This window comes from Pseudomonas sp. MM211 (genome assembly GCF_020386635.1).
Classification (GTDB): Bacteria; Pseudomonadota; Gammaproteobacteria; order Pseudomonadales; family Pseudomonadaceae; genus Aquipseudomonas.
Genome location: NZ_CP081942.1, coordinates 1,889,618 through 1,914,757, shown reverse-complemented (window position 1 = coordinate 1,914,757; position 25,140 = coordinate 1,889,618). Strand labels below are relative to the sequence as shown.

The window sequence follows — 25,140 nt, the reverse complement described above, 5'->3', positions numbered from 1 at the left end:
GGTGTCAGCGTAAGGCTTACAGGTAGAAGGATTTCAGCGGCGGGAAGCCGTTGAATTCAACCGCGCTGTAGCTGGTGGTGTAGGCGCCGGTGGAGAACCAGTACAGGCGATCACCACTGGCCAGGTTCAGCGGCAGGCCGTACTTGTAGTGCTCGTACATAATGTCGGCGCTGTCGCAGGTCGGCCCGGCGATGACCACTTCTTCCATCTCGCCCTTCTTCTCGGTCCAGACCGGGAATTTGATGGCTTCGTCCATGGTTTCGATCAGGCCGCTGAACTTGCCCACATCGGTGTACACCCAACGCTCGACGGCGGTACGCGACTTGCGCGCGACCAACACCACTTCGCTGACCAGGATGCCGGCGTTGGCGATCAGCGAGCGGCCTGGCTCGAGGATGATTTCCGGCAGCTCGTCGCCGAAATCGTCCTTGAGGAAGCGGATGATTTCTTCAGCGTAGGTTTCCAGGCTGTTGGTACGGGTGATGTAGTTGGCCGGGAAGCCGCCACCCATGTTGATCATCTGCAGCACGATGCCGTCTTCTTCCTTCAAACGCTCGAAGATCACCTTGACCTTGGCGATGGCGGCATCCCACACGTCGATGTCGCGCTGCTGTGAGCCCACGTGGAAGGAAATGCCATAAGGCACCAGGCCCAGTTGCTTGGCGAGGATCAGCAGGTCCATGGCCATGTCGGTCTGGCAGCCGAACTTGCGCGACAGCGGCCAATCGGCAGAAGTCGAGCCTTCGGTGAGGATACGTACGTAGATCTTCGAGCCCGGTGCGGCCTTGGCGATGTTGCGCAGGTCGGCTTCCGAGTCGGTGGCGAACAGGCGCACGCCCTTCTCGTAGAAGTAGCGAACGTCACGGGCTTTCTTGATGGTGTTGCCGTAGCTCATGCGATCCGGGGTGACGCCAGCCGACAGCACCTTGTCCAGCTCGTAGATCGAGGCGATGTCGAAGTTCGAGCCTTTGTCGCGCAGCAACTCGATGATCTCGATCGCCGGGTTGGCCTTGACGGCGTAGTACACCTTGGCGAATTCGAAACCGGCGCGCAGGTCGTCATAGGCCTGCTTGATGATCGCGGTGTCGATCACCACGAACGGGGTTTCATGCTGGTCTGCGAAGTTCTTCATGCGGTTGAAGGTTTCGCGTGGGTAGTAATCTTCGACCTTGATCGACATGCGGGGCTCCAAATGGCTAAACCATGAACACTATGATTCGGGCAGTTGAACCGGGCACAGGTTCAACCGGGTGTCGGGGGCGGCCATTAACAACAGACCGGAAAGCCTGTTGCCAGGCCTGGAACGTCTGATCAGTTTCCCCACTTTGGTTCGCCTACTTCCCAAGGCATGTCGCCGAGAATTGCCGTGCCTGGAATCAGGCGCCGCAACCTCTCGTCGTCAGTACTTGAGCCGGATGGATCGTTGCCAGCATGGACGTTCGGCCGCGGACTTTAAGACCATGCCCCGCTCAGATCAATCAAAAATTGTCCCTGAGGGCACTGTCGTTTCCCGAGCGTTTTGGATTCCACACGCAACACAGCGAAATGCTGCACAGCCGCGGCCCCCACACGAAAACCCCGTGCCCGGCATTGAGCCTGGCACAGAGTGCTTTCACGACGATGACAGCGGGTTTTCAGATGCCCAGAACAGGGCAGCAAGGCGGCAAACGCGCAACTGCCAGACAGTTGCGCGTGCCGTAGCGAGCGCTTAGCGGAAGCGCTCGACTTCGCGGTGCAGATCGGCAGCCAGGGTCTCCAGTTCCTTGGAGGTGTGGGCCAGATTGGCAATCACTTCACGCTGCTCGCCGTTGGCCTGAGCGATGCTCTGCAGGTTGCTGCTGAGCACCGTGGCGGTGCTGCTCTGCTCGCTGGTCGCGGTGGTGATGGCGGCGAACTGATCGCCAGCGGCGCTGGTCTGCTCGGCGATATGGGTCAACGCAGCGGCGACCTTGGCGTTCAGTTGCAAGCCGTTCTGCATCAATTGACGGCCCTGCTCCATGCTGCTGATGGCGCTGCTGGTTTCACCCTGGATGCTGCCGATCATGCTGGAGATTTCGGTGGTCGCTTCACGGGTACGCCCAGCCAGGCTGCGCACTTCGTCGGCGACCACGGCGAAGCCACGGCCCTGCTCACCGGCACGGGCGGCCTCGATGGCCGCGTTGAGCGCCAGCAGGTTGGTCTGGTCGGCGATCGAGGTGATGACGCTGAGGATGCCACCGATCTCCTGGGAGCGCTGACCGAGGCTGTCGATGACCTTGGCGGCGCTGTTCAGCGACGAGGAGATCTGCTCCAGCGCATTGGAGGCCTCTTCCATGGAGGTACGGCCGATGCGGGTCTGGCTGGCGTTCTCGCTGGCCATGCGTTCGGTGCTGCGCATGTTGTCGGCGATGTTCAGCGAGGTGGCGCTGAACTCTTCCACTGCACCGGCCATGCTGCTGATCTCACCGGACTGCTGTTCGATGCCTTCATAGGCACCGCGCGACAGACCGGACAGCGCTTCGGCGCGCTGATTGACGTTGCCAGCGGCGGCGCGGACGCGCGCGACCATGGTCGACAGCGCAGCGCCCATCTGGTTGAAGTTGCGCGACAGCTCGCCGATCTCGTCGTTGCTGGTGACATCCAGGCGTACGCTCAGGTCGCCGGCGCCTAGCGCCTGAGCCTGACGCACCAGGTCGCCAAGCGGGCGCAGCTTGCGACGCAACAGCCAGATCACCGCGAGCACGGCAAGCACCAGGGTCACCAGGCTGCCGATCGCCAACTGGCTACCGACGCGCCAGGTCACCGCCTGGATTTCCTCTTCCGGCATGCTCGCCACGACCGTCCACGGGCCACCGGCGAACGGCACGGCAACGCTGTAGAACTGCTGCTCACCATCGCTCCAGAAACCACCTTTGCCCGGCGTACCCAGCACGCTGGCCATGTTGGCGGTCAGTTGCTCGGGGCGCTGTGCGGCATAAGGGGGAACCAGCCACTTGCTCTGATCGTCGAGCAGCGCCAGGGAACCGGTGCTGCCAATGCGGAAGCGCTGCAGGTTGGCGAACTGGGCGTTCTGCGCATCGGTGTAATCGAAGCCGACGAACAGCACGGCGATCACCCGACCCGCGCTGTCACGCACCGGGGTGTACTGGGTCATGTAGAAACGCTCGAACAGCAGCGCGCGGCCAACGTAGTTGTTGCCGGCCAGCAGCCGTGCGTAGGCAGGATGATTGCGATCGAGCACGGTGCCGATGGCACGGCCGCCGTCCTGCTTGGTCAGCGACGTGGTCACACGGACGAAATCATCGCCGTCGCGCACGAAGATGGTCGCCACACCCGCGGTGAGCTGGCGGAACTCGTCGACTTCCGTAAAGTTGTTATTCAACAAGGTGCTGCCCAGGTACAACGCTGGAGCCTGCAGTGAACCGACCGCAACCCGCTCGTCCGAGCTGACGTTCAACCCGCTGCTGAAGCGCCGCTCGAACAACCCAGCCAGCCGCTGTGTGCTCTCGCGCAGGCTGTCGTGAAAGGTGCTCAGTTGGTCAGCCAGCAGACGCGCTTCGCTGCCCAGGTGTTCTTCACGGGTAACGAGGTTGGCGCTACTCAGCGAGCGCAGGGCGAACAGCGTGCTGACGCTGATCAGTAGCACCAGCATGGCGGCAAGGGCCGTCGCCAGTTGCCAGGCGATACGGGAACGAGGTTGGTTCATGAATATCTCCGAGCTCCATCGTCCCTGTATGGAGTAATTGAATAAATTGTGATCAGCCTGTACGTCGGCGAGCGCGGAGAATACTTGAGAGTTTTAGTGCGTCAATGGCCATCATGACGCTATCACCCCATTTTTTACGTGGAGTAATAAAAACGTCTCGTCGATGAACGTTTTCAGCGACCTTCTAGCGGCGCAACTCAACCTCGGGCAATTGCATGGCCGCCACTTCGGCGAGCAGGAACTCGGCCAGCCGCTCGAAACGCTCCTGACCGCGGCGGGCTTTGGGCCACACCAGATAATAGCTTTCGCCGCTGGACACGGCGGTCGGCCAGGGCAGCGCCAGGCGGCCCAGCAGCACGTCCTCGGCGACCATGGCCAGATCGCCGATCGACACGCCGTAGCCACGGGCGGCAGCGACGATGCCCAACTCCAGGGTGTCGAACACCTGGCCGCCCTTGAGCGACACCTGGTCGGTCAGGCCCATGGCCTGCAGCCAGCGGCGCCAGTCACGGCGGTCGGGCGTCGGGTGTACCAGCTCGGCCTGCTGCAGGCGGCTGACGTCCCACGGCTTTTCGCCAGAGGCGCCTGGCGCGTAGACCGGGATCAACCATTCCTCGAATAGCCGCACGCTATGCCATTCGTTGCTGAAGGTGCCGGCACTGAGCAACACGGCGCAATCGAAAGGCTCATGGAAAAAGTCCACACGATCGAGATCCATCCAGGCGCTGGTGAGCTGCACTTCAAGGTCGGCATGCCGGGCGCGAAACAGCGACAGGCGAGCCAGCAGCCAGCGCATGGTCAGGGTCGAAGGCGCCTTGAGACGCAAGGTGCCGTCCTCCACGAGCAGGGTCGCGCAGGCCCGCTCCAAGGACTCGAAACCTTCGTGCACACCCGGCAACAGCAGACTCGCCGGCTCGGTCAGGTGCACCGCCCGGCCGCGGCGCTCGAACAGCCGGCAGGCGAAGTAATCCTCCAGGCTGCGAATGTGCCGGCTCACCGCGCTCTGGGTGATCGCCAGCTCATCAGCGGCACGGGTGAAAGAGCAATGCCGCGCGGCGGCCTCGAAGGCGCGCAGGGCATAGAGAGGTGGCAGGCGCCGCGTCACTGCATTGAACCATGAGTTTTAATCATGCCTGGCATCGCTATTTTCCTTTTGTGGGCACTGGCTACAAACCGGAGAATAGCCGTCATTGCTCATCTCCCGACAGTCTGGAGATGCTTACCCTACCGAAGTTTTACTCATCATGAAAAATCCCCTTGGTCACGAGCTGCGTGCACTGCTACGCCTGGCAGGCCCGCTGATCTCCGCGCAGCTGGCCCATGCGCTGATGATCTTCACCGACACATTGATGATGGCCATGCTCGGCCCTGGGCAGTTGGCCGGCGGCGCGCTGGGCGCGACCTGCTACTTCATTTTCTCGATCTTCTGCACGGGGTGTGATCGCCGCCGTGGGCAGCATGATCGCCATTCGCCACGGCGCAGGCGACCCGGAGGGCGTCACTCGCCTGCTGCGCAACGGCCTGTGGCTGGCCCTGCTGCTGGGCGTCATCAGCGCGCTGTGCCTCAATGGCCTTGGCCCGCTGCTGCCGCACCTGGGTCAGGATCCCGCCGCCGCCAGTCAGGCCATGAATTTCCTGCGCCCGCTGTCGCTGGGCCTGCCCGCTTACCTGTGCTTTATGGCCCTGCGCGGCTTCACCAGCGCCATCGGCCGTCCCGGCCCGGTGATGACCATCAGCATCGTCGGCACCCTTGCCAACTTTGTCATCAACTATGCGTTGATCAAAGGCTGGTTGGGCGTAGACCTGGGCCTGAGCGGTATCGGTCTGACCACCGCGCTGGTCAGCAGCGCCATGGCGCTGGCCCTGGGGCTGTACATCCTGATGTCGCCGAACTACCAGCATTACAAGCTGCGCGGCGGTCTGGGTCGCCCGCAGCGCGCCGAGATCCGCGCCCTACTGCGCCTCGGCCTGCCGATTGGCGGCACCTATGCCGCGGAGCAAGGCCTGTTTACCTTCGCCACCCTGTGCATGGGCGCCCTGGGCAGCGTGCAGTTGGCGGCACACCAGATCGCCATGCAGTCGGTCGCCCTGGCCTTTATCGTGCCCCATGGTCTTTCTTATGCGGTGACCTTTCGGGTCGGCATGCATTACGGCGCCGACCGCCTGCACATGTCGCGCCTGGCCGGCCACCTGGGCATGGGGATGGGCGCCGCGCTAATGCTGCTGTTCGCCCTGGCGTTCTGGTTACTGCCGGAGTGGATCATCAGTCTGTTCCTCGACCGCCACGATCCGGCGTTCGCCGATATCGTCACCCTGGCGGTGAGCCTGCTGGCGATCGCCGCCTGGTTCGAGCTGTTCGACGGCCTGCAGAGCATCGCCATGGGCGCGATACGTGGTCTTAACGACGGCCGTCTGACCCTGGTGATCGGTCTGACCGGCTACTGGTGCATTGGCGCGCCGCTGGCCTGGCTGCTGGCCTTTCCGGCCGGCTGGGGCGCCCACGGCGTGTGGTGGGGCTTGGCTGCGGGCCTGGCGGTGACGGCGAGCGGCCTGGTGCTGGGCTTTCGCTGGAAGACTGCGCGCCTGCAACGGCCGAAAGCCATGCAGGCCTACCTGTCATAAGCGGCTGCCTGCGAATCCGGATTGCAGCGGCTAGGGTCGACCGCAGCGTAGCGACTGGTGCACGCCCGCCGACAGAAAGCGCGCCAGCTCGGCCAACGGCATCGCCTTGCTGACCAGATAACCCTGCACCTGATCGCAGCCGAACTCACGCAGCAGTTGCAACTGTTCGGCGCTCTCCACGCCTTCAGCAACCACCTGCAGATCCAGGTTGTGAGCCAGATTGATCATCGCTTTCACCAGCTTCTGGCTGTGCGGGCGCAACTCCATGCCAGTGACGAAGCTGCGGTCGATCTTCAGCAGGGCGATGGGCAGATTGCTGAGGTGCTCGAACGACGAGAAGCCCGTGCCAAAGTCGTCGAGAGAAAAGCGCACACCCAGATGGCCGAGGCGCCGCATGGTCTGCTGCACATATTCACTACGGCGCATCACCGCGGTCTCGGTGAGTTCGAATTCCAGCCAGCGGCTGTCGATGCCACAGCTCTCGATCAGTCGCTCCAGGGTCGGCAGCAACTGGCTGTCCTGAAACTGGCGAAACGACAGGTTGACCGCCATATGCAACGTGGGATGGCCTCGCTCGCCCAGCCACTGCATGTCGCGCAGCGCGCGGTCGATCACCCAGTAGCCGAGCGGCACGATCAGCCCACACTCCTCGGCCAGCGGCACGAACGCACTCGGCATCAGCAGGCCATGCTGCTCATGCTTCCAACGTACCAGCGCTTCCAGCCCAACGATTTCGCCGGTATGCAGGCACAGCCGCGGTTGATAGTGCAGCTGTAATTCCTCGCGGCGCAGTGCCCGGCGCAACTCGCGCTGCAGATCAGCCTGGCTGAGCATGTCGCGATCCAGGCGCTCGTCATACAGGTGATAGGTACAACCCTGACGGCTCTTGGCCTGCTGCATGGCGACGTGGGCATGCCACATCAGAGTATCGGCATTGATCGCCGGTTTGGCGTGAACCACACCCAAGCTGCAGCCCAGCAGTAGGCTTTCACCCTCTATCCAGTAAGGCTCACCCAAGGCGTCGGCCACCTGTTGCACCCAGCGTTTGGCGCGCGTGGGGTCGTCACAGGTATCGAGCAGCAGAGCGAACTCGTCACCACCGAGGCGTGCCAGTTGATCGCCACGCCCCAAGTGCCCCTTGAGACGCGCGACCACCTGCAGGATCAGATGATCACCCGCACGGTGCCCGAGGGTGTCGTTAGCCTGGTGGAAGTTGTCCATATCCAAGTGCACCAGCGCCAAGCCGCGCCGGCTGTGATCGCCGAGGCGCGCGGCCAACAGCGTCTGGAAACCCTGACGATTGGCGATTCCGGTTAGCGCATCCTGTTCGGTCAGGTGCTGCAGGGTTGCCTGCAAGCGACCCTGCTCACGCACGTAGCGCAGGCAGCGACGAACGACGTCATCGCTCAGTTGATCGAGCACCAGCCAATCACAGACCTGGGTCGGCGCGTGTTCAGGCTCGCTTTCCAGCAACAGGATAATGGGTGCGAGGCATTGCCCCGGGGCAGGCAAATGAGCCTCAGTGGCCAGCAATACCACGTCATGGCTCTGCTCGAGTAGCACCGCGGCGGCAGGCCAACTGGCGGTGCAAATCAAGGAGACTGGGGCGCCCAGGGCCTCCAGGCGCTCGTGCAGCAACTCGCTCCACTGCGGCATCTCAGCCAGCAGGATCAGGCGCAATGGCTCAACGAATGCGCTCAAGAAAACTCCCCCGGTGCACGAAAGTACGGACGAAAATCGCCCCTGAATGCGCCATATCCGACGTCAAATCAAGCACTTCCATGTGAAACGCGGGACATCCTGCGACAAACACGCAGAGCCGACAAGCCCAGCGGCGAAACTCGCCGCCAACCCGGTCACATAACCGCAAGGGATTGAGCACCGTAAAAGCGCGGCCGTCGGCGGGGGCTAACTTCCGTCATCAAAGCAACGAATGACATAAGACTTTCAGCTAAAATGCGCGGCCATTTCCCTTAGCGGTAACCACGATGTCCCGACTCAATCCCCGGCAGCAAGAAGCCGTGAACTACGTCGGCGGCCCTCTTTTGGTGCTTGCCGGCGCAGGCTCCGGCAAGACCAGCGTGATCACCCGCAAGATCGCCCACCTGGTGCAGAACTGCGGTATCCGTGCCCAGCACATCGTCGCCATGACCTTCACCAACAAGGCCGCTCGCGAGATGAAAGAGCGTGTCGGCACTCTGCTCAAAGGCCCCGAGGCCCGCGGCCTGACCGTGTCGACCTTTCACAACCTGGGCATGAACATCATCCGCAAGGAATACGCGCGCCTGGGCTACAAACCCGGCTTCTCGATCTTCGACGACGGCGACATCAAGGCGCTGCTGACGGACATCATGCAGAAGGAGTACGCAGGCGACGACGGTGCCGATGAGGTCAAGAACACCATCGACAGCTGGAAGAACGACCTGATCCTGCCTGACGAAGCCCTGGCCAATGCCCGCGGCCCCAAGGAGCAGACGGCCGCCATCGTCTACCTGCATTACCAGCGCACGCTCAAGGCGTACAACGCGGTGGACTTCAACGACCTGATCCTGCTGCCGGTGAAACTGTTCCAGGAACACGCCGACATTCTGGAAAAATGGCAGAACCGCATCCGCTACCTGCTCGTCGACGAATACCAGGACACCAACTCCAGCCAGTACCTGCTGGTGAAGCTGCTGGTGGGCATGCGCAACCAGATCACCGTGGTGGGCGACGACGATCAGTCGATCTACGCCTGGCGCGGTGCGCGGCCGGAGAACCTCAACCTGCTCAAGGAAGACTACCCGTCGCTCAAGGTGGTGATGCTCGAGCAGAACTACCGCTCCACCAGCCGCATCCTCAAATGCGCCAACGTGCTGATCGCCAACAACCCCCACGCGTTCGAAAAGCAGTTGTGGAGCGAGATGGGCATGGGCGACGAGATCCGCGTGATCCGCACCCGCAACGAAGACGCCGAGTGCGAGCGCGTGGCGCTGGAGATTCTCACCGAGCACTTGCGCACCCAGCGCCCCTACAGTGATTTCGCCATCCTCTATCGCGGCAACTACCAGGCCAAGCTGATGGAGCTGAAGCTGCAGCACCACCAGATTCCCTATCGCCTCTCTGGCGGCACCAGCTTCTTCGCCCGCCAGGAAGTGAAGGATCTGATGAGCTACTTCCGCCTACTGGTCAACCCGGATGACGACAACGCCTTTCTGCGGGTGATCAACGTGCCGCGCCGCGAGATCGGCTCCACGACCCTGGAAAAGCTCGGCAACTACGCCAACGAACGCAAGATCAGCATGTACGCCGCCAGCGACGAAATCGGTCTCGGCGAGCACCTGGACAGCCGCTACACCGATCGCCTGGCGCGCTTCAAACGCTGGATGGACGGCGTGCGCGAACAGTGCGTGGTCAACGAGCCGATCGCCGCCATCCGCAGCATGGTGATGGACATCGACTACGAGAACTGGCTGCGCCAGAACGCCTCCAGCGACAAGGTCGCGGACGCGCGCATGGGCAACGTCTGGTTCCTGGTCGATGCATTGAAGAACACCCTCGACAAGGACGAAGAGGGCGACATGACCATCGAGGACGCCATCGGCAAGCTGGTACTGCGCGACATGCTCGAACGCCAGCAGGAAGAGGAAGACGGCGCCGACGGTGTGCAGATGATGACCATGCACGCTTCCAAGGGGCTGGAATTTCCCTCGGTATACATCATCGGTTTCGAGGAGGAAATCCTCCCCCACCGTTCCAGCATCGAAGCCGACACCATCGAAGAAGAACGGCGCCTGGCCTACGTGGGCATCACCCGCGCCAAGCGCAACCTGGCCCTGACCTTCGCCGCCAAACGCAAGCAGTACGGCGAGATCATCGACTGTTCGCCGAGCCGTTTCCTCAACGAACTGCCACCCGAAGACCTTACCTGGGAAGGCATGGAAGAGGCGCCAGTGGAGGTCAAAGCCGCTCGCGGTAACGACGCCCTGGCCAGCATGCGCGCCATGCTCAAGCGCTGATACCGAGCAATCGGTCGCCCGGGTCGAGCGCAGCGACACACGGTTAGATTTACCTGGGTATCTCGCTGCTCAACCCAGGCTACGTTTTCACCGAGCCCACTACCTCGACGGGCACCTGCATAACATTTCGTAGTCAGAGTGAGAGGCCGGCCATTGCTGCCGGCCATCCGTTATCGTCCAGCTACTTTTGCAAGAGGCCCGGAACCATGCGCACGCTCACTCTCGACCTCGACACCCTGACCCAGTTGATCAATGGTCGCGAAACCCTGGAGCACTGGCTCGATCTGGAGGCCGGTACCGTGCTGACCTTGTCATCGGAAGATCAGGGCAGCGACCAACAGCAGCAGATCCAGCTGAACCCCGAGCGCTACGCCGCCGTGCCCAACCTCGACGGTGCCCAGCGCGTTGCCATGCGCGAGTCCTTTCTGTTCACCCTCAACGACCTCAACGCACACCCGTTGCTCAGCGCAGCCCTGACCGGGCGCAAGCCGCTGCGCGCCTTCGATTACGAAATCGACTACTTCCCTGTGCTGCGCCAGCAATGGCACGACTACGAACAGAAGCAACTGCGCGAATACGCCCTCAACTGGTTGTTCGAACTGGGCCTGGAACCGGCGCCGGACAAGCTGCCGCTAGATACCCGCGGCATCCCCAAGGATATCCTGCGGCGGCTGACCAAAAGCGCCTGAGCCAGACGGCTAGAGTTGCGGCTGATAAACCGGCTTCGCCGCCGGACGGCGCAAGCCCACCGCCAGCAGCGCGCCAAACACGGCAATCAGGGCACTGAAGAAAAGTGCCCGGTTCAACCCCTCCACCGGATCGTCGGCGGCATTGGCAACCGACACCAGAATGGCCAGGCCCAGCGCCCCACCGATCTGCTGCACGGTAGATGTCATGCCACCGGCCACCCCCTGCTGGCCGGTGGGGATACCCTGCCCCGCGCACACCCACATCGCCGTCCAGGTCATGCCCTGGCCCAGGCTCAGCAGCGTGATGGCCGGCAGCAACTGCAGATAGCCGTCGACCCGTACCAGCCCGAACGTCTGCCAGGCAATTCCCAGAGCCCCGGCCAGCAGCCCCAGGAGCAGCGTCACGCGCGGGCCGAAGCGTGCCAGCATCGGTTCGGCCAGGGCGATACCCAGTGTGCACACCAGGGTCGCCGGTAGAAACGCCAAGCCGGTCTGCAGAACACTGAAGCCGTACACCTGCCCGTAGTAGATGGCCAGGAAGTAGTACTGAACCCCAAAGCTGCTCATGAACACCGCTGTGATCAGCATCGCCAGCCACAGGCTGCGGCGGCGTAACAGTTGCAGATGCATCAGGGGATCGGCCGCCCTGCGTTCGATCCATACGAACAGCCCCAGCAACAGCAACGCCGCCACGAATGCACTGGCGACTTCAGGCGTTGCCCAGCCCCACTCCGGCCCCTGGATGAATGCCAGCACCAGCAGGCTGCCCCCGGCGGTGACGCAGAACGCCCCAGGCAGATCGAAGCTGCGGCCCCTGTCGAGCGGTGCGTCTTCGCCGATCCAGCGCCCCGCTGCCCAGGCGCAACCACCCGCCAGCGGTACATTGACGAGAAATACCGCCTCCCAGCCGAAGCCCTGGGTCAACACACCGCCCAGTAACGCCCCCAGCGCCAGACCGGCAGCCGATGCCGCGCTCCAGATTGCCAGCGCTCGATTACGCGCGGCCCCTTCCGCGAAGTTGCCATTGATCAGGGCCAGCGTGGCGGGGAACAGCATCGCCGCGCCAACTCCTTGCAGCGCCCGGGCCAGTACCAGCAGCAGTGGCGAATCCGTGCAGCCACCGGCCAGAGACGCCACGGCGAAAAGGGTCTGGCCAATGCGATACATGCGGCGGCGACCAAGCAGGTCGGCGCAGCGCCCGCCAAGCAGTAGGCAACCACCAAAAGCGACGCTGTAGGCACTGATCACCCATTGCAGTTGCTGCGCAGAGAAATTGAGCTCTTCACCGATGCTCGGCAAGGCGACGAAAAGGATGGTCGCATCAAGGGCGATGATCAGTTGTGCGCAGGCAAGTAGTGCCAGCATCAGGCGGGGTTGGGGAGACGGCATGCAAAAGACTCTGCTGATGGACGGCTCCGCAGTTTCATTCATGCGCTGCAGATGATAAATACGCATCAAATCCTTTCAGTGATGAAAAAAGTCATGGATCTTAACGCGGTGCAATTGCTACTCAAGGTGGCCGAGCTGCGCAGCTTCACCCTTGCCGCGCATGCCACGGGCCTGACTCAGTCCGGTCTGTCACGCGCCATCGCTCGCCTGGAGCGTGAACTGGGCACACGCCTGCTCAACCGCAATACCCGCAGCGTGAGCCTGACGCCCGACGGCACCTTGTTGCGCGACCAGTGCGCGCCGCTGCTCGCGGGCCTGGAGGATGCCGAACGGGAGTTGCTCGACCGCCGCTGCGAGCCCAGCGGCGTGTTGCGCCTGACCGCGCCCTCGGCCTTTGGCCGCATCGTGTTGCTGCCGCTGCTGGGCGAGTTGAGCCAGCGTTATCCACAGCTGCACATCGAAAGCACCCTGAGCGACCGGGTGGTGGATATCGTCGAGGACGGCTTCGACCTTGCCGTGCGCACCGGGCGTATCGACGATCAGCGCATGATCGCCCGCCCGCTCAGGGCCACGCGCTGGATCTGCGTGGCCACGCCCGCTTACCTGGCTCGTCGCGGCGTACCGCAGAACCTCGACGACCTGGCCAGTCACGATTGCCTGGCCGTGCGTAATCCACGGGACGGAAAGCTGGTCGCCTGGCAGTTCATCGACACCGGTAGGCCGCAAGATGTGGAGGCCAGCGGCCGGCTGATCTTCGATAACGGTGACGCCCTGCTCGAAGCCGCTCGCCTTGGGCTGGGGGTCGCCCAGCTGATGGACTTCGCGGTGGCCGATGACCTTGCCGCCGGGCGCCTGATCGAAGTGCTGCAACCTTTCGCTGGCCGCCAGCGGGAAATCGCCGTCGTCTACCCACCATCACGACAGCGCTCACCACGGATCACCGCATTCACGCAGATCCTGTTCGAGCGCTGGGGCCGTGACTAGAGCCTGTTGACGTTTCACCCACGGCCGCGCCGCAGCCCTGCTAACGTCAACAGACCCTAGCCGCGATATTGGCTGCGCAGTTACTGCCTGCGGGTCAGCCGTCGGACGCCAAGTGGCGAGAGGTGCGGTTTCGCTACAAATGATCGGCAATTTGAGGGAAAATCCGCCGCTTTGCTCTTGAGCCCAGAGGATCGATCGTGGAGTCGTTGAAACAGAAGATATGCAGTGAAGGTACCGTCCTGTCCGATCAAGTGCTCAAGGTCGATGCCTTTCTCAATCACCAGATCGACCCACAGCTGATGCAGCAGATCGGCCACGAGTTCGCCGAGCGCTTCAAGGGTCAGGGCATCACCAAGATCGTCACCATCGAGGCCTCGGGCATCGCCCCGGCAGTGATGGCTGGCCTGGAGCTGGGCGTGCCGGTGATCTTCGCCCGCAAATACCAGTCGTTGACGCTCACCGACAACCTCTACATTTCCAAGGTGTTCTCGTTCACCAAGCAGACCGAGAGCACCCTGGCCATTTCCTCCAAGCACCTGAATGCCAATGACCACGTATTGCTGGTCGATGACTTCCTGGCCAACGGCCACGCCGCCAAGGCGCTGATCGATCTGGTCGGCCAAGCTGGCGCCAGCATCGCCGGTATCGGCGTGGTGATCGAGAAGTCGTTCCAGAGCGGCCGCGCGACGCTGGACGCCGAGGGTTATCGCATCGAATCCCTGGCGCGCATCCAGTCCCTGGCCGGCGGCAAGGTCACTTTCCTCGAGTAACTGTCGCTTTCAATCCTGAGAGCAACAGCCTTTGGTACAGCTCCTCGCGCAAGCCGTCGGGCTGTTCCAGCCCCATGCGCTGCAGGTGCGCGGGAAAGTCTTCGGCAGGCGGTGGATCGAGCGCCGCCTTGCCCAGTTCCAGCACTTCGCTTAGCCGGAACTTGCCCTTCAACCAGGTAAGGGCGCGCAACAAGTCCTGCTCCTCCGGGCTGAAATCGCTGCCCAGCGGATACTCCGCGAATGACGCCCCATGCCGATTGGCAATCGCCTGCAGGCGCTCGGGTGTGTTGTCTGTGAAGCGCGGGTCGAGCCGGAAATCCTTCGGCAGCTTGCCGGCCTCAATGGCTTGCTCCATCAGCTGTGCCTGAAAGCGTGAGTCGCTGACGCCCAGCAGGGCTTCGATCACTTGGGCGTCGGTCTTGCCGCGCAGATCGGCGATGCCATATTCGGTGATCACCACGTCGCGTAAATGCCGTGGGATGGTCACGTGACCATATTCCCAGACGATGTTCGAGCTCACCTCGCCTGCGGATTCGCGCCAGCTGCGCAGCAGCAGAATCGAGCGTGCATCCGGCAACGCATGGCCCTGGGCGACGAAGTTGTACTGCCCGCCCACGCCGCTGAGCACGCGCCCATCTTCCAGCTGATCGGCAACCGCCGCGCCAAGCAGGGTGACGGTGAACACGCTGTTGATGAAGCGCGCCTCGACGCGCTGCAGGCGCTTGAGCTCCTCCTCGCCGTACAGCTCGTTGATGAAGCCGATGCCGGTCATGCCGAAGCGACTGCGCTGCTGGGCATCCATGTCGGCGAGACGCTGATAGAACGACTGCGGCCCCAGAAAGAAGCCGCCATGCACCCACACGCCAAGCTTGGCCGGCGTCAGGTAATCGCGCAGGGCCGCCTGGCTGAGCGGGTCGGAGAGTTCGGTGGAGCATTGCTGATCGGTCGGCAGCAACAGGTTCTCGCCCTGCAGCTTGAGGTTGGCATCCAGCAGCCCGCCCTCCTGCATCCAGTTCAGGGTCGCTTCATCCAGGCGCTCCGGCAGGCCGGCGTCGAGCATGGCCTGCACGCCGCGTGGATGACCATTGGCATCCAGCGCACCGGCGCTGGCCAGACGCTGTACCCGCACATCCGGGTAAACGACGCGACGGATTACACCGGAGTCGGTCAGCGCCAGCAGGCCGTTGACGAACATTTCGCTGCAACCGTAAAGCCCCACGTCGAACGGTTGCTGATCGCCAAGCAGCGCGGTCAGCGGATGCGCCTGCCCATCGTGCAGATCGGCCAGCACCGCGCGGTAGCTGGCGTTACTCGCGTGGCGGCTCAGCAAAGCGGCGCTGACCGCATCGCCCATCGCGCCGATGCCGATCTGCAAGGTGCCGCCATCACGCACCAAGCTGCTGGCGTGCAGGCCGATACAGTGATCCTGCACCGTCACAGGCATGTTCGGGGTGGAGAACAGCGTGCTGGCTTCGCTTTCCTGCAGCTGAAGATCGAAGGTTTCACGGGGCAATTCGGCATCGCCGGGCATGTACGGCAACTGCTCGTGTACCTGAGCCAGGCAAAGAATGGTTTCGCCACGCTCGCGGCGCGCCTGAAGCAGGGGAAGCAGATCCAGGGTGATATCCGGATTGCAACTCAGGCTGAAGTGGCCGGGCCGGCTGGCGTCCTCGGCAACCAGCTGCGCTACCACATTGACGCCCTTGGCGTTGATGTCGCGGGCGGCGTGGCTGTAGTTGCTGCTGGTGTAGTCCTGCTGCGCCGAGGCGCTGTCGAGCAGGCTGCCGGGCTGCAGGAAGAACTGCTCGATGCGTACATTGGGCGGCAACGTGTCGCCCTGCAAGTCGGCGAGAAAATCCAGCTCGAGATAATCGCCATACACGCGCTCGACAAAAGGCTCGAGAAAGCGCCGCTGCAAATCCTGCCCCGCCCGAGGCCGTCCCAAACAGAGCGCGGTGTAGATGGTTAGCTCGCGCTCCGGCATGTCGCGCACCCTTGCATAGAGTGCATTGACCCACCGATTGGGTTTGCCCAGGCCGAGTGGCAAACCCAGATGGATAGGCCCGTCAATTTCGTTCAGAACGCGGTCAACGGCTTGCTCGATAGAACACTGTTGGGGCATGCAGCTCTCCAGGCAAATGGTCACGGCAGTGTGCGTTGGACTGCCTGATCTTGCCTTTTGCTGCAATTTTGTCATCACGCTGAAACAACAAAGCCGCCCTGGGGCGGCTTTGAGCTGTGCGCAAATCGCCGTTTACAGCCCGGACATTTTTTCGATGGCGCCGCGCAATTCGTCGTCCGAGCAGTCGCCACAGGTGCCCCTCGGCGGCATTGCATTGATGCCGGCAATCGCCTTGGCGAGGATGCCGTCAACACCACCCTGCTTGTCCGCGAGGACTTTCCAAGCAGCCGTATCGCCAATCTTCGGTGCACCGAGCAGCCCCGGCGTGTGGCACGCCGTGCAGTGCCTGGCGATGATGTCATCGGCGCTGCGTGAAGCACCGCCAGTAGCAACCGCAACAGCCTCGATACCTTCGCACTCCTGCCCGGAGACACACACCTGGCCGACGGGCTTGATCCGCTCGGCTATCGCCTCGTCGGTGGTCGCCTGGGCATTCAAGGCCCATAGCGCCAGGGCAAATGCTGGCACCGCTAGCATGCTTCTAATTGGGTTCACACAGATGCCCTCATGGGTGGCTAGTCACGCTTGCGGCCACGGTTTCGCAAGCCTGCGAATTATAACGACTGGCCCAGATGGCGGAAATGACCCAACTTGTCGCAGGGATATTGAACCCATGACGTAGATCAACGGCAGCGTGAATTGCCACGCTGCCGCTCACGGTTTTAGAAGTTTGCCGGGGTGGTGGCACTGATCAACCGGGCAGGTTGATCGAAGGGATTGCGAAAGCGATGGGGCTTGCTGCTCTCGAAGTAATAGCTGTCGCCACTCTCGAGAACGAACACTTCGTCACCCACGGTGAGTTCGAGGCGCCCTTCGACCAGCATGCCGGTCTCCTCGCCCTCGTGGGCGTACATCTCCAGGCCGGTATCGCTGTGCGGTGGGTAGGTTTCGTCGAGAAAGGAAATGGCCCGGCTGGGGTGCGCCTTGCCGATCAGCTTCATGGTGATCGCACCACTGTGGATATCGGTCAACTCGCTGGCGCGGTAGACCACCTGTATCTGATTGTCCTGCTCAGCTTCGGGAGAAAAGAACTCCACCAGCGACATGGGAATGCCAGCCAGCACCTTCTTCAACGAGCTGATCGAGGGGCTTACGCTGTTCTTCTCGATCATCGAGATAGTGCTGTTGGTAACCCCCGCCCGCTTGGCGAGTTCGCGCTGGGAAAGCCCTTTGAGCTTACGGATCGATTGCAGGCGTAGACCGACGTCCAATGTTGGATGCCCTCAGGAAAGACATGGAATTGGCCGCATCATGGCAACAGTGTTCAGTATTTACAACAGTCTGAACACTTTGAAACAGCCTAGCCTTCGCTGTAGATGAGCGGCACGCGCCGCACGTTGCAGAACAACTGATAGGGAATGGTGCCTGCGGCGATGGCGACATCGCTGGCCAACACGCCCGAGCCCCAGAACTCGACGCGACTGCCCAGCCCGGCAGCGGGCAGATCACTGAGGTCGACGGTCAGCATGTCCATCGACACACGGCCGATGATCTGCGATGGCTGGCCATCGATAAGCACCGGTGTGCCGGTCGGAGCGTGACGCGGGTATCCGTCGGCATAGCCCATGGCGACCACCCCCACGCGGGTGGCCCGCTCACTGGTGAAGCGCGCGCCGTAGCCGACCGGCTCGCCTGCGGGCAGGTCGCGTACGCTGATCACCCGCGACTCCAGCGTCATGACCGGTTTTAACCGGGCCGCGATGTCGTGAGCCTGCTCGAAAGGCGTGGCGCCGTAGAGCATGATGCCGGGGCGCGACCAGTCGCTGGGAATGCTCGGCCAACCGAGCAGCGCTGGCGAGTTGCGCAGGCTGACCTCGGCGGCAAGCCCTTCACGGGCCTTGAAGAACACCGCCAGTTGCTCGTCGCTGCGCACGTTGTCGAGTTCGTCGGCGCGGGAGAAGTGGCTCATCAGCACGATCTTCGCCACCTTGCCGCTGGCCAGCAGGCGCCGGTAGGCCGCCTGATAATCGGCCGGATGAAAGCCGACACGGTGCATGCCGCTATCGAGCTTCAGCCAGATGTTCAAAGGGCGCTTGAGACTCGCCTGCTCGATGGCTTCGAGTTGCCACGCCGCATGCACTACGCACCACAGTTCGTGCCTGTCGATCAGCTCCAGCTCGGCCGGCTCGAAAAAACCCTCGAGCAGCAGGATGGGCCCGCTGATCCCCGCCTCGCGCAGTTGCAAGGCCTCTTCGATACAGGCCACGGCGAAACCATCAGCACCCTGCAACGCTTGGGCACAGCGCACCGCTCCGTGCCCGTAGGCATCGGCCTTGACCACTGCCAGCGCGCGCGCGCCGGACAGTTCACGGGCCAGTTGATAGTTGTGACGCAGGGCTTGCAGATCGATCAGGGCACGGGCGGGACGCATGATTATCTCGGTTAACGGAAAAGACACACTACTAAGGCGGAAGCGGCCGTTCGTTGTGGGGCGCCAATTGGTGGGCTGAAGCCCACCCTACGGTTAGATGCGCGGTTGTAGGGTGGACTTCAGCCCACCAAATCGAATGTCCGCTATCGCCTTATTGCAGTCAGAACATCTCGTGTAGAGCGTGAGCCGGCCGTTAGGGTAAAGCAGCAATCACGGTCATCTCCACAAGCACATCCGGCGAATACAGTTTGGCTTCGACGCAGGCGCGGGCCGGAGACTGGCCAGCTGGTACCCAGGCATCCCAGACCTTGTTCAGGCCTTCGCGATCATCGATGTTCTTCAGGAAGATGGTGATCGACAGGATGCGCGTCTTGTCGGTGCCGGCTTCGGCAAGGAACGCGTCGATGCTGTCCAGGGTCGCCTTGGTCTGGGCCTCAATGCCTTCGCTATGGTCTTCATCCAGCTGGCCGGCCAGGTAGACGGTGCCATTGTGAATGACGATTTCGCTCAGACGCGGTTCAGTTCGCAGGCGCTGTATGGACATGGGTGTTCGACTCCTTGGTTGTGCCATAACGGGAAATATCCAGGCCTTCGCTGCTGATTTGCGGGCGTTTCCTGGCGATGATATCCGCGAGGAAGCGCCCGGAGCCACAGGCCATAGTCCAGCCTAGGGTACCGTGTCCGGTGTTCAGAAACAGGTTTCGATACGGTGTTGCGCCAACGATCGGCGTGCCATCCGGGGTTGCCGGGCGCAGGCCAGTCCAGAAATCGGCCTGACTCAGATCGCCGCCCTGTGGATACAGGTCACCGACGATCATCTCCAGGGTTTCCCGGCGACGTGGATCGAGGCTGAGATCGAAGCCAGCGATTTCGGCCATGCCGCCAACGCGGATGCGCTGGTCGAAACGGGTGATCGCGACCTTGTAGGTCTCGTCGAGGATGGTCGAGGTCGGCGCCATGTCCGGGTTGGTGATCGGCACGGTCAGCGAATAGCCCTTGAGCGGATACACCGGCGCGCGCACGCCCAGCGGCTTGAGTAGTTGCGGGCTGTAGCTGCCCAGCGCCAGCACGTAACGATCGGCGGTTTCCAGCTTGCCGTCGATCCACACACCGTTGATGCGGTCACCGGCGAAATCCAGGCGCTGGATGGTCTCACCGAAACGGAACTGCACACCCAACGCAACTGCCATCTCGGCTAGCTTGCGGGTAAACATCTGGCAATCGCCAGTCTGGTCGTTGGGCAGACGCAGGGCACCAGCGAGCTTGTCGGTGACGCCGGCCAGCGCCGGCTCGACCTTGGCGATGCCGGCCCGGTCGAGCAACTCGTAGGGCACGCCGGACTGCTCCAGCACGGCGATGTCCTTGGCCGCGTTATCCACCTGCGCCTGGGTGCGGAAGATTTGCGTGGTGCCCAGCTGACGCCCTTCATAGGCAAGACCGGTTTCCGCACGCAGCTCGTCGAGGCAGTCACGGCTGTACTCGGACAGGCGCACCATGCGCTCCTTGTTCACCGCATAACGGCTGGCGGTGCAGTTGCGCAGCATCTGCGCCATCCACAGATACTGGTCGATATCGCCGGTCATCTTGATCGCCAGTGGCGCGTGCTTCTGCAGCAGCCACTTGATGGCTTTGAGCGGCACACCTGGCGCCGCCCAAGGCGAGGCATAGCCCGGCGACACCTGGCCAGCGTTGGCGAAGCTGGTTTCCATGGCAGGGCCATTCTGGCGATCCACGACCACCACCTCGAAACCCTGACGGGCCAGGTAATACGCACTGGCCGTACCGATAACACCGCTACCAAGCACCAGAACCCGCATATGTTCTCCTCGCCGCGACGATGCACTGGCGTATTACGTTCTGAGAAGTCGATGCGTACAGTATAGAAAGTGGATAGCAGTGCTTTTCACTGTATATAGGCCTATATTCAAAAAGAGTTCTTGGTTTAATTGCCTTTCATGGAGGAGGCCGACCATGCGCACCCAACACCAGAGCCGCCGCGAGCTGGACAAGATCGATCGCAACATCCTGCGCATCCTTCAGGAGGACGGCCGCATCTCCTTCACCGAGCTGGGCGAACGGGTCGGCCTGTCCACCACACCCTGCACGGAGCGGGTACGCCGCCTGGAGCGCGAAGGCATCATCATGGGCTATCACGCCCGCCTCAATCCGCAGAACCTCAAGGCCAGCCTGCTGGTATTCGTGGAGATCAGCCTGGACTACAAATCCGGCGACACCTTCGAAGACTTCCGCCGCGCCGTGCTCAAACTGCCCCACGTACTGGAATGCCACCTGGTATCCGGCGACTTCGACTACCTGGTAAAAGCGCGCATCAACGAAATGGCCAGCTACCGCAAACTGCTCGGCGACATCCTCCTCAAGCTGCCCCATGTGCGCGAGTCGAAGAGCTATATCGTGATGGAAGAAGTGAAGGAGAGTTTGGCGCTGCCGGTGCCGGAATAACTACCTGATGGTTCCCACTCTCTGCGTACCGTAGGGTGGAAAACCGCGAAGCGTTTTCCACCGGTTGGCTCAACGCCGGCACAGCCTTGTGCAGTGATTAGTGGATAAGCTTCGCGTTATCCACCCTACTTGATGCCCGACGCAGCGCCCCCGGTTAACATTCTCACACAGGAACGTGGGCACCATCAGGCCCCGCCAAATGCCTAGACCAACACCTGCCGCGTAGTGGCGATAAGCTGGTGCACCTGGCGCTCGACGCTCGCCTCGATAGGCTGCTCGGGCGCACGTCCATGCGGGCACGGCAGGTTGGGGGTGGTGCCGAACAGGCGGCAGATCAGCGGGCGCTGGTCGTAGACCTGGCAACCCTGAGGGCCGAGGTGCACGCAGTTGTACTCGGCCAGCGCGGCGTCCTGCTCGGCGGCGGTCTTGCGCGGCAGGCGCGACATCTCTTCCGACGAAGCGGTCACCGGGCCGCAGCAGTCGTGACAGCCGGGCACGCAATCGAAGCGCGGGATCTGTCGGCGCAGCAGGTCTATCTTGCGGCTGGTGCAGCTCATGGTCACGGCTCGGAAATGGATGGCGCGCATGGTACAGGCGAGCCCGCCCGCCGCAAAGGATGCGACGGCAGCATCCTCTGCGCGCCATCGCGGGTTGGCGCAGGGCAAAGTCAGCGCTTATGCTTCGTCAATTTTTACAAACACAAAACTCAGGATTTCGCACATGACCGCCCGTGCCCACCCGCCGGTTCATAGCGCCGAGCATGCCCCGTCCTACTACGCCGCGAGCACCAACCTGCAAGTCGATTATCCGCCGCTGCAGGGTGAGCAGCGCGCCGACGTGTGCATCGTTGGCGGGGGCTTCTCCGGCCTGAACACGGCCATCGAGCTTGCCCAGAAGGGCCTGTCGGTGGTGTTGCTGGAGGCCCATCGAATCGGCTGGGGCGCCAGCGGGCGTAACGGCGGGCAGCTGATTCGCGGTGTCGGCCATGGCGTCGAGCAGTTCGAGTCGGTGATCGGCGCCAGCGGCGTGCGCGAGCTGAAGCTGATGGGCCTCGAAGCGGTGGAGATCGTGCGCCGCCGGGTCGAGCAGTTCGGGATTGCCTGCGACCTGACCTGGGGTTACTGCGACCTGGCCAACAAGCCCCGCGACCTCGCCGGTTTCGCCGAAGACGCCGCCGAGCTGCAGAGCCTCGGCTATCGCCACGAACTGCGTCTGCTGCAACCGGAACAGATGCACGAGGTGGTCGGCTCCAGCCGCTATGTCGGCGGCCTGATCGACATGGGCTCGGGGCACCTGCATCCACTCAATCTGGCGCTGGGCGAAGCCGCTGCGGCGCACAGCCTGGGCGTACGGCTGTACGAGCATTCGGCGGCCACACGCATCGACTACGGCACTGAAATCCGCGTGCACACGGCTCACGGCGTGGTACGTGCCGGGCAACTGGTGCTGGGTTGCAATGCCTATATCCGCGACCTGAACCCGACCCTGGGCGGCAAGGTGCTGCCTGCCGGCAGTTACATCATCGCCACCGAGCCGTTGAGCGAGGAGCAGGCCAGTGCGCTGATCCCGCAGAACATGGCGCTCTGTGACCAACGGGTGGCGGTCGATTATTACCGCCTGTCCGCCGACCGTCGCTTGCTGTTCGGCGGCGCCTGCCACTATTCCGGCAGCGACCCTGCGGATATTGCCGCCTACATGCGGCCCAAGATGCTGGCCGTCTTTCCGCAGCTGGACGATGTGCGTATCGACTACCAATGGGGCGGGATGATAGGCATTGGCGCGAATCGCCTGCCGCAGATTGGTCAACTGAAGGATCAGCCCAACGTCTTTTATGCCCAGGCCTACGCAGGCCACGGCGTGAACGCCACGCACCTGGCCGGCAAGCTGCTCGCCGAGGCCATCACCGGGCAGGCTGGTGGCGGCTTCGAGCTGTTTGCCAAGGTGCCGCACATGACCTTCCCCGGCGGCCGCTACCTGCGTTCACCGCTTCTGGCACTGGGTATGCTCTGGCACCGGCTGAAAGAGCTGGCCTGACGCAGCCCGCAGCGCAGCGATACTCAGGACGGAAAACCCCGGGTACCGCTGCGCTGCATGCCCACCTCTAGAGTTTCCAGAACGGCAGCGAGGCTTCTCTGCGGGCTTGATCCTGGGTCAGCCCGATATCGCGAAGTTGCGCATCGCTCAGCTCGAGCAGCGCGCGGCGGGTCACCAAGCGGCGCATGAACAGTTTCCAGCGATGGGTCAGCACCTCACGTGGCGGCACCAGCGCCGCCACAGGTTGCCGTGCCGAGCCATTCAGCTCGCTGCTGCTGAGGGTCAATCGCACATCGCTTAATCCGTTCATCTCGCTCTCCTGCACCGGGTGGTCATGGGAGATCATGATGGCAAGTGATGAAAGTGCATGACAGATCCAAAAAAACGGAATTAAATCCATACAGATCTCAGCGAAACCCAACTGAATGGTTGGTTACGCGGCCATCTGTACCGGTCTCCGATTCACTTTTTGCATACAGGCGCTGACCATGACCCTCTATACCAATCTGGCCGAGCTGATTGGCGAGCGTATCGAACAGGGCCTGTATCGGCCAGGTGATCGCTTGCCATCGGTACGCGCCTTGAGCCAGGAACACGGAGTCAGCCTGAGCACGGTGCAGCAGGCTTATCGGCATTTGGAAGATCGCGGCCTCGCCCTGCCGAAGCCGAAGTCCGGCTATTTCGTCCCCCAGGGCCGCGCCAAACCGGCGCTGCCGAAGATAAGCCGGGCACCGCAGCGGCCAGTGGAAGTGTCGCAGTGGGATCAGGTGCTGGAGCAGATCGCCTTTGCACCGCGCAACGATTTCATCCAGCTTGGTCGCGGCCGACCGGACATCGACAGCCCGACCCTCAAGCCGCTGCTGCGCTCACTGTCGCGCCTGAGCCGCAAGCAGGATCTGCAGACCCTGACCTACGGTAGCATTCACGGCGACCAGCGCCTACGCGAGCAGATCGCCCGCCTGACGCTCGACTCGGGTTGCCAGCTGAGCCATGAAGACATCGTCATCACCACCGGCTGCCACGAAGCGCTATCCGCAGCGATCCGCGCGATCTGCGAGCCTGGCGATATCGTCGCTGTCGACTCGCCAAGCTTCCATGGCGTGATGCAGGCGCTCAAAGGCTTCGGCATGAAGGCTCTGGAGCTGCCGACCGACCCGCTCACCGGCATCAGCCTGGAAGCGCTGGAGCTGGCTCTCGAACAATGGCCGATCAAGGCCATCCAGCTCACCCCGACCTGCAACAACCCGCTGGGCTACATCATGCCGGAGGCCAACAAACGCGCCCTGCTGGCCCTCGCCCAGCGCCACGACGTGGCGATCATCGAAGACGATGTGTATGGCGAGCTGGCCTTCCACTACCCGCGCCCACGCACCATCAAATCCTATGACGACGACGGCCGGGTACTGCTCTGCAGTTCGTTCTCCAAGACCTTGGCGCCGGGTTTTCGGGTTGGCTGGATAGCACCGGGGCGTTATCTCGATCAGGTGCTGCACATGAAGTACATGGGCACCGGCGCCACCGCCCAGTTGCCGCAGCTGGCGCTGGCCGAGTACATCGAAGGTGGTCATTACGAGCCGCATCTGCGCCGTATGCGCGCGCAATACGCCCGTGGCCTGGATCAGATGAGCGACTGGGTAAGCCGCTACTTTCCACCTTCGGTACGGGTCAGCCAGCCCCAGGGCGGTTTCATGATCTGGGTGGAGATGCCGGAAGGCTTCGACAGCCAGCGCCTGAACCGCGAACTGGCGGTGCACAAGGTGCAGATCGCGCCGGGCAGCATCTTTTCCGCCGCTGGCAAATACCGCAATTGCCTGCGCATGAACTTCGCCTCACGGCATACCGCAAGCATCGAGGCGGCCGTGCGCAAGGTCGGCGAAACCGTGGCGGCCATGTTGGAAGAATCTAGAGACTGAATCTTTTCAAGCGCAGCGGCGTCCTATCAGCACTCCCCCAGAC

The 25,140-nt window shown here is 62.6% G+C and carries 20 protein-coding genes and 2 pseudogenes; 8 read left to right on the top strand and 14 right to left on the bottom strand.

Annotated elements, in window-relative coordinates; genetic code table 11:
* Positions 1-16: 16 nt before the first annotated feature.
* From K5Q02_RS08650 to K5Q02_RS08640, 4 genes and pseudogenes are all read right to left on the bottom strand, one after another.
* Complete coding sequence (locus K5Q02_RS08650) at positions 17-1,180, bottom strand: type III PLP-dependent enzyme (protein ID WP_225838302.1); 1,164 nt, start codon at positions 1,178-1,180, stop codon at positions 17-19.
* Between the two features lie 528 nt (positions 1,181-1,708).
* Entirely contained in the window at positions 1,709-2,431 is a 723-nt protein-coding gene (locus K5Q02_RS24540; RefSeq protein WP_442963995.1) for a methyl-accepting chemotaxis protein, read from the bottom strand.
* 180 nt (positions 2,432-2,611) lie between these two features.
* A pseudogene (locus K5Q02_RS24535) lies at positions 2,612-3,631 on the bottom strand (Cache 3/Cache 2 fusion domain-containing protein); the annotation flags it as partial.
* Between the two features lie 238 nt (positions 3,632-3,869).
* Positions 3,870-4,790, bottom strand: a complete 921-nt coding sequence (locus K5Q02_RS08640; RefSeq protein WP_225838297.1) for a LysR substrate-binding domain-containing protein — start codon at positions 4,788-4,790, stop codon at positions 3,870-3,872.
* 139 nt (positions 4,791-4,929) lie between these two features.
* On the opposite strand from K5Q02_RS08640, the pseudogene K5Q02_RS08635 reads away from it, so the two are divergent.
* Positions 4,930-6,307 (top strand): annotated as a pseudogene (locus K5Q02_RS08635) (NorM family multidrug efflux MATE transporter).
* A gap of 30 nt (positions 6,308-6,337) precedes the next feature.
* Here the strand turns inward: K5Q02_RS08635 and K5Q02_RS08630 are convergent.
* Complete coding sequence (locus K5Q02_RS08630) at positions 6,338-8,008, bottom strand: putative bifunctional diguanylate cyclase/phosphodiesterase (RefSeq protein WP_225838295.1); 1,671 nt, start codon at positions 8,006-8,008, stop codon at positions 6,338-6,340.
* A 287-nt stretch (positions 8,009-8,295) separates the two neighbouring features.
* Between K5Q02_RS08630 and rep the strand changes: the two genes are divergently transcribed.
* Both rep and K5Q02_RS08620 read left to right on the top strand, forming a co-directional pair.
* Positions 8,296-10,305: a DNA helicase Rep gene (gene rep, locus K5Q02_RS08625; RefSeq protein ID WP_225838294.1), complete on the top strand. Its 2,010-nt coding sequence runs from the start codon at positions 8,296-8,298 to the stop codon at positions 10,303-10,305.
* A gap of 206 nt (positions 10,306-10,511) precedes the next feature.
* The gene (locus K5Q02_RS08620; protein WP_225838291.1) at positions 10,512-10,994 is read left to right on the top strand and encodes a UPF0158 family protein; all 483 of its coding nucleotides are present in this window, start codon (positions 10,512-10,514) and stop codon (positions 10,992-10,994) included.
* Positions 10,995-11,003: 9 nt separating this feature from the next.
* On the opposite strand, the gene K5Q02_RS08615 is transcribed toward K5Q02_RS08620, so the two are convergent.
* Positions 11,004-12,359, bottom strand: coding sequence for an MFS transporter (locus K5Q02_RS08615; protein ID WP_442963994.1), 1,356 nt, complete (start codon positions 12,357-12,359; stop codon positions 11,004-11,006).
* 117 nt (positions 12,360-12,476) lie between these two features.
* On the opposite strand from K5Q02_RS08615, the gene K5Q02_RS08610 reads away from it, so the two are divergent.
* Both K5Q02_RS08610 and K5Q02_RS08605 read left to right on the top strand, forming a co-directional pair.
* Entirely contained in the window at positions 12,477-13,367 is an 891-nt protein-coding gene (locus K5Q02_RS08610; protein ID WP_225838287.1) for a LysR family transcriptional regulator, read from the top strand.
* A gap of 197 nt (positions 13,368-13,564) precedes the next feature.
* A complete protein-coding gene (locus tag K5Q02_RS08605) occupies positions 13,565-14,137 on the top strand; it encodes a xanthine phosphoribosyltransferase (protein WP_225838285.1) in 573 nt (190 codons plus the stop codon).
* On the opposite strand, the gene K5Q02_RS08600 is transcribed toward K5Q02_RS08605, so the two are convergent.
* From K5Q02_RS08600 to dadA, 6 genes are all read right to left on the bottom strand, one after another.
* Positions 14,121-16,259 (bottom strand): acetyl-CoA hydrolase/transferase C-terminal domain-containing protein, encoded by a 2,139-nt coding sequence (locus K5Q02_RS08600; RefSeq protein ID WP_225838283.1) that lies wholly within the window; start codon positions 16,257-16,259, stop codon positions 14,121-14,123. The two genes, K5Q02_RS08605 and K5Q02_RS08600, sit on opposite strands and share 17 nt — an antisense overlap.
* Before the next feature lie 132 nt (positions 16,260-16,391).
* Positions 16,392-16,814, bottom strand: a complete 423-nt coding sequence (locus K5Q02_RS08595; RefSeq protein ID WP_225838281.1) for a c-type cytochrome — start codon at positions 16,812-16,814, stop codon at positions 16,392-16,394.
* 167 nt (positions 16,815-16,981) lie between these two features.
* Entirely contained in the window at positions 16,982-17,530 is a 549-nt protein-coding gene (locus K5Q02_RS08590; RefSeq protein WP_225838279.1) for a cupin domain-containing protein, read from the bottom strand.
* A gap of 89 nt (positions 17,531-17,619) precedes the next feature.
* Positions 17,620-18,690 (bottom strand): alanine racemase, encoded by a 1,071-nt coding sequence (gene alr / locus K5Q02_RS08585; protein ID WP_225838278.1) that lies wholly within the window; start codon positions 18,688-18,690, stop codon positions 17,620-17,622.
* Between the two features lie 193 nt (positions 18,691-18,883).
* Positions 18,884-19,234, bottom strand: coding sequence for a RidA family protein (locus tag K5Q02_RS08580; protein WP_042553259.1), 351 nt, complete (start codon positions 19,232-19,234; stop codon positions 18,884-18,886).
* Positions 19,209-20,507: a D-amino acid dehydrogenase gene (dadA, locus tag K5Q02_RS08575; protein ID WP_225838276.1), complete on the bottom strand. Its 1,299-nt coding sequence runs from the start codon at positions 20,505-20,507 to the stop codon at positions 19,209-19,211. The genes K5Q02_RS08580 and dadA overlap by 26 nt, the downstream gene beginning before the upstream one ends.
* A 154-nt stretch (positions 20,508-20,661) precedes the next feature.
* Between dadA and dadR the strand changes: the two genes are divergently transcribed.
* On the top strand, positions 20,662-21,150 hold the full coding sequence (gene dadR / locus K5Q02_RS08570; RefSeq protein WP_013789818.1) for a transcriptional regulator DadR: 489 nt from the start codon (positions 20,662-20,664) through the stop codon (positions 21,148-21,150).
* A 203-nt stretch (positions 21,151-21,353) separates the two neighbouring features.
* Here the strand turns inward: dadR and K5Q02_RS08565 are convergent, their stop codons facing one another.
* Positions 21,354-21,707 carry a YkgJ family cysteine cluster protein gene (locus K5Q02_RS08565; RefSeq protein WP_225838274.1) on the bottom strand — a complete coding sequence of 118 codons (354 nt, stop codon included), beginning with the start codon at positions 21,705-21,707 and terminating at the stop codon, positions 21,354-21,356.
* Positions 21,708-21,870: 163 nt separating this feature from the next.
* Here K5Q02_RS08565 and K5Q02_RS08560 point away from each other — a divergent pair, with 163 nt between their 5' ends.
* The gene (locus tag K5Q02_RS08560; protein ID WP_225838273.1) at positions 21,871-23,184 is read left to right on the top strand and encodes an NAD(P)/FAD-dependent oxidoreductase; all 1,314 of its coding nucleotides are present in this window, start codon (positions 21,871-21,873) and stop codon (positions 23,182-23,184) included.
* 67 nt (positions 23,185-23,251) lie between these two features.
* Here the strand turns inward: K5Q02_RS08560 and K5Q02_RS08555 are convergent, their stop codons facing one another.
* Positions 23,252-23,494 (bottom strand): DUF1127 domain-containing protein, encoded by a 243-nt coding sequence (locus K5Q02_RS08555; protein WP_225838271.1) that lies wholly within the window; start codon positions 23,492-23,494, stop codon positions 23,252-23,254.
* 178 nt (positions 23,495-23,672) lie between these two features.
* On the opposite strand from K5Q02_RS08555, the gene K5Q02_RS08550 reads away from it, so the two are divergent.
* Positions 23,673-25,097, top strand: a complete 1,425-nt coding sequence (locus K5Q02_RS08550) for an aminotransferase-like domain-containing protein (RefSeq protein WP_225838269.1) — start codon at positions 23,673-23,675, stop codon at positions 25,095-25,097.
* Positions 25,098-25,140 lie beyond the last annotated feature (43 nt).

What these genes read in the sequence shown, in the direction of transcription:
- rep (WP_225838294.1), top strand. Translation starts at nt 8,296, where the DNA reads ATGTCCCGACTCAATCCCCGGCAGCAAGAAGCCGTGAACTACGTCGGC.
- K5Q02_RS08565 (WP_225838274.1), bottom strand. Translation starts at nt 21,707, where the DNA reads ATGAGCTGCACCAGCCGCAAGATAGACCTGCTGCGCCGACAGATCCCG.
- K5Q02_RS08615 (WP_442963994.1), bottom strand. Translation starts at nt 12,359, where the DNA reads ATGCTGGCACTACTTGCCTGCGCACAACTGATCATCGCCCTTGATGCG.
- K5Q02_RS08580 (WP_042553259.1), bottom strand. Translation starts at nt 19,234, where the DNA reads ATGTCCATACAGCGCCTGCGAACTGAACCGCGTCTGAGCGAAATCGTC.
- K5Q02_RS08600 (WP_225838283.1), bottom strand. Translation starts at nt 16,259, where the DNA reads ATGCCCCAACAGTGTTCTATCGAGCAAGCCGTTGACCGCGTTCTGAAC.
- K5Q02_RS08550 (WP_225838269.1), top strand. Translation starts at nt 23,673, where the DNA reads ATGACCCTCTATACCAATCTGGCCGAGCTGATTGGCGAGCGTATCGAA.
- K5Q02_RS08620 (WP_225838291.1), top strand. Translation starts at nt 10,512, where the DNA reads ATGCGCACGCTCACTCTCGACCTCGACACCCTGACCCAGTTGATCAAT.
- K5Q02_RS08650 (WP_225838302.1), bottom strand. Translation starts at nt 1,180, where the DNA reads ATGTCGATCAAGGTCGAAGATTACTACCCACGCGAAACCTTCAACCGC.
- K5Q02_RS08560 (WP_225838273.1), top strand. Translation starts at nt 21,871, where the DNA reads ATGACCGCCCGTGCCCACCCGCCGGTTCATAGCGCCGAGCATGCCCCG.
- K5Q02_RS24540 (WP_442963995.1), bottom strand. Translation starts at nt 2,431, where the DNA reads ATGGCCGGTGCAGTGGAAGAGTTCAGCGCCACCTCGCTGAACATCGCC.
- K5Q02_RS08555 (WP_225838271.1), bottom strand. Translation starts at nt 23,494, where the DNA reads ATGAACGGATTAAGCGATGTGCGATTGACCCTCAGCAGCAGCGAGCTG.
- K5Q02_RS08610 (WP_225838287.1), top strand. Translation starts at nt 12,477, where the DNA reads ATGGATCTTAACGCGGTGCAATTGCTACTCAAGGTGGCCGAGCTGCGC.
- dadR (WP_013789818.1), top strand. Translation starts at nt 20,662, where the DNA reads ATGCGCACCCAACACCAGAGCCGCCGCGAGCTGGACAAGATCGATCGC.
- dadA (WP_225838276.1), bottom strand. Translation starts at nt 20,507, where the DNA reads ATGCGGGTTCTGGTGCTTGGTAGCGGTGTTATCGGTACGGCCAGTGCG.
- alr (WP_225838278.1), bottom strand. Translation starts at nt 18,690, where the DNA reads ATGCGTCCCGCCCGTGCCCTGATCGATCTGCAAGCCCTGCGTCACAAC.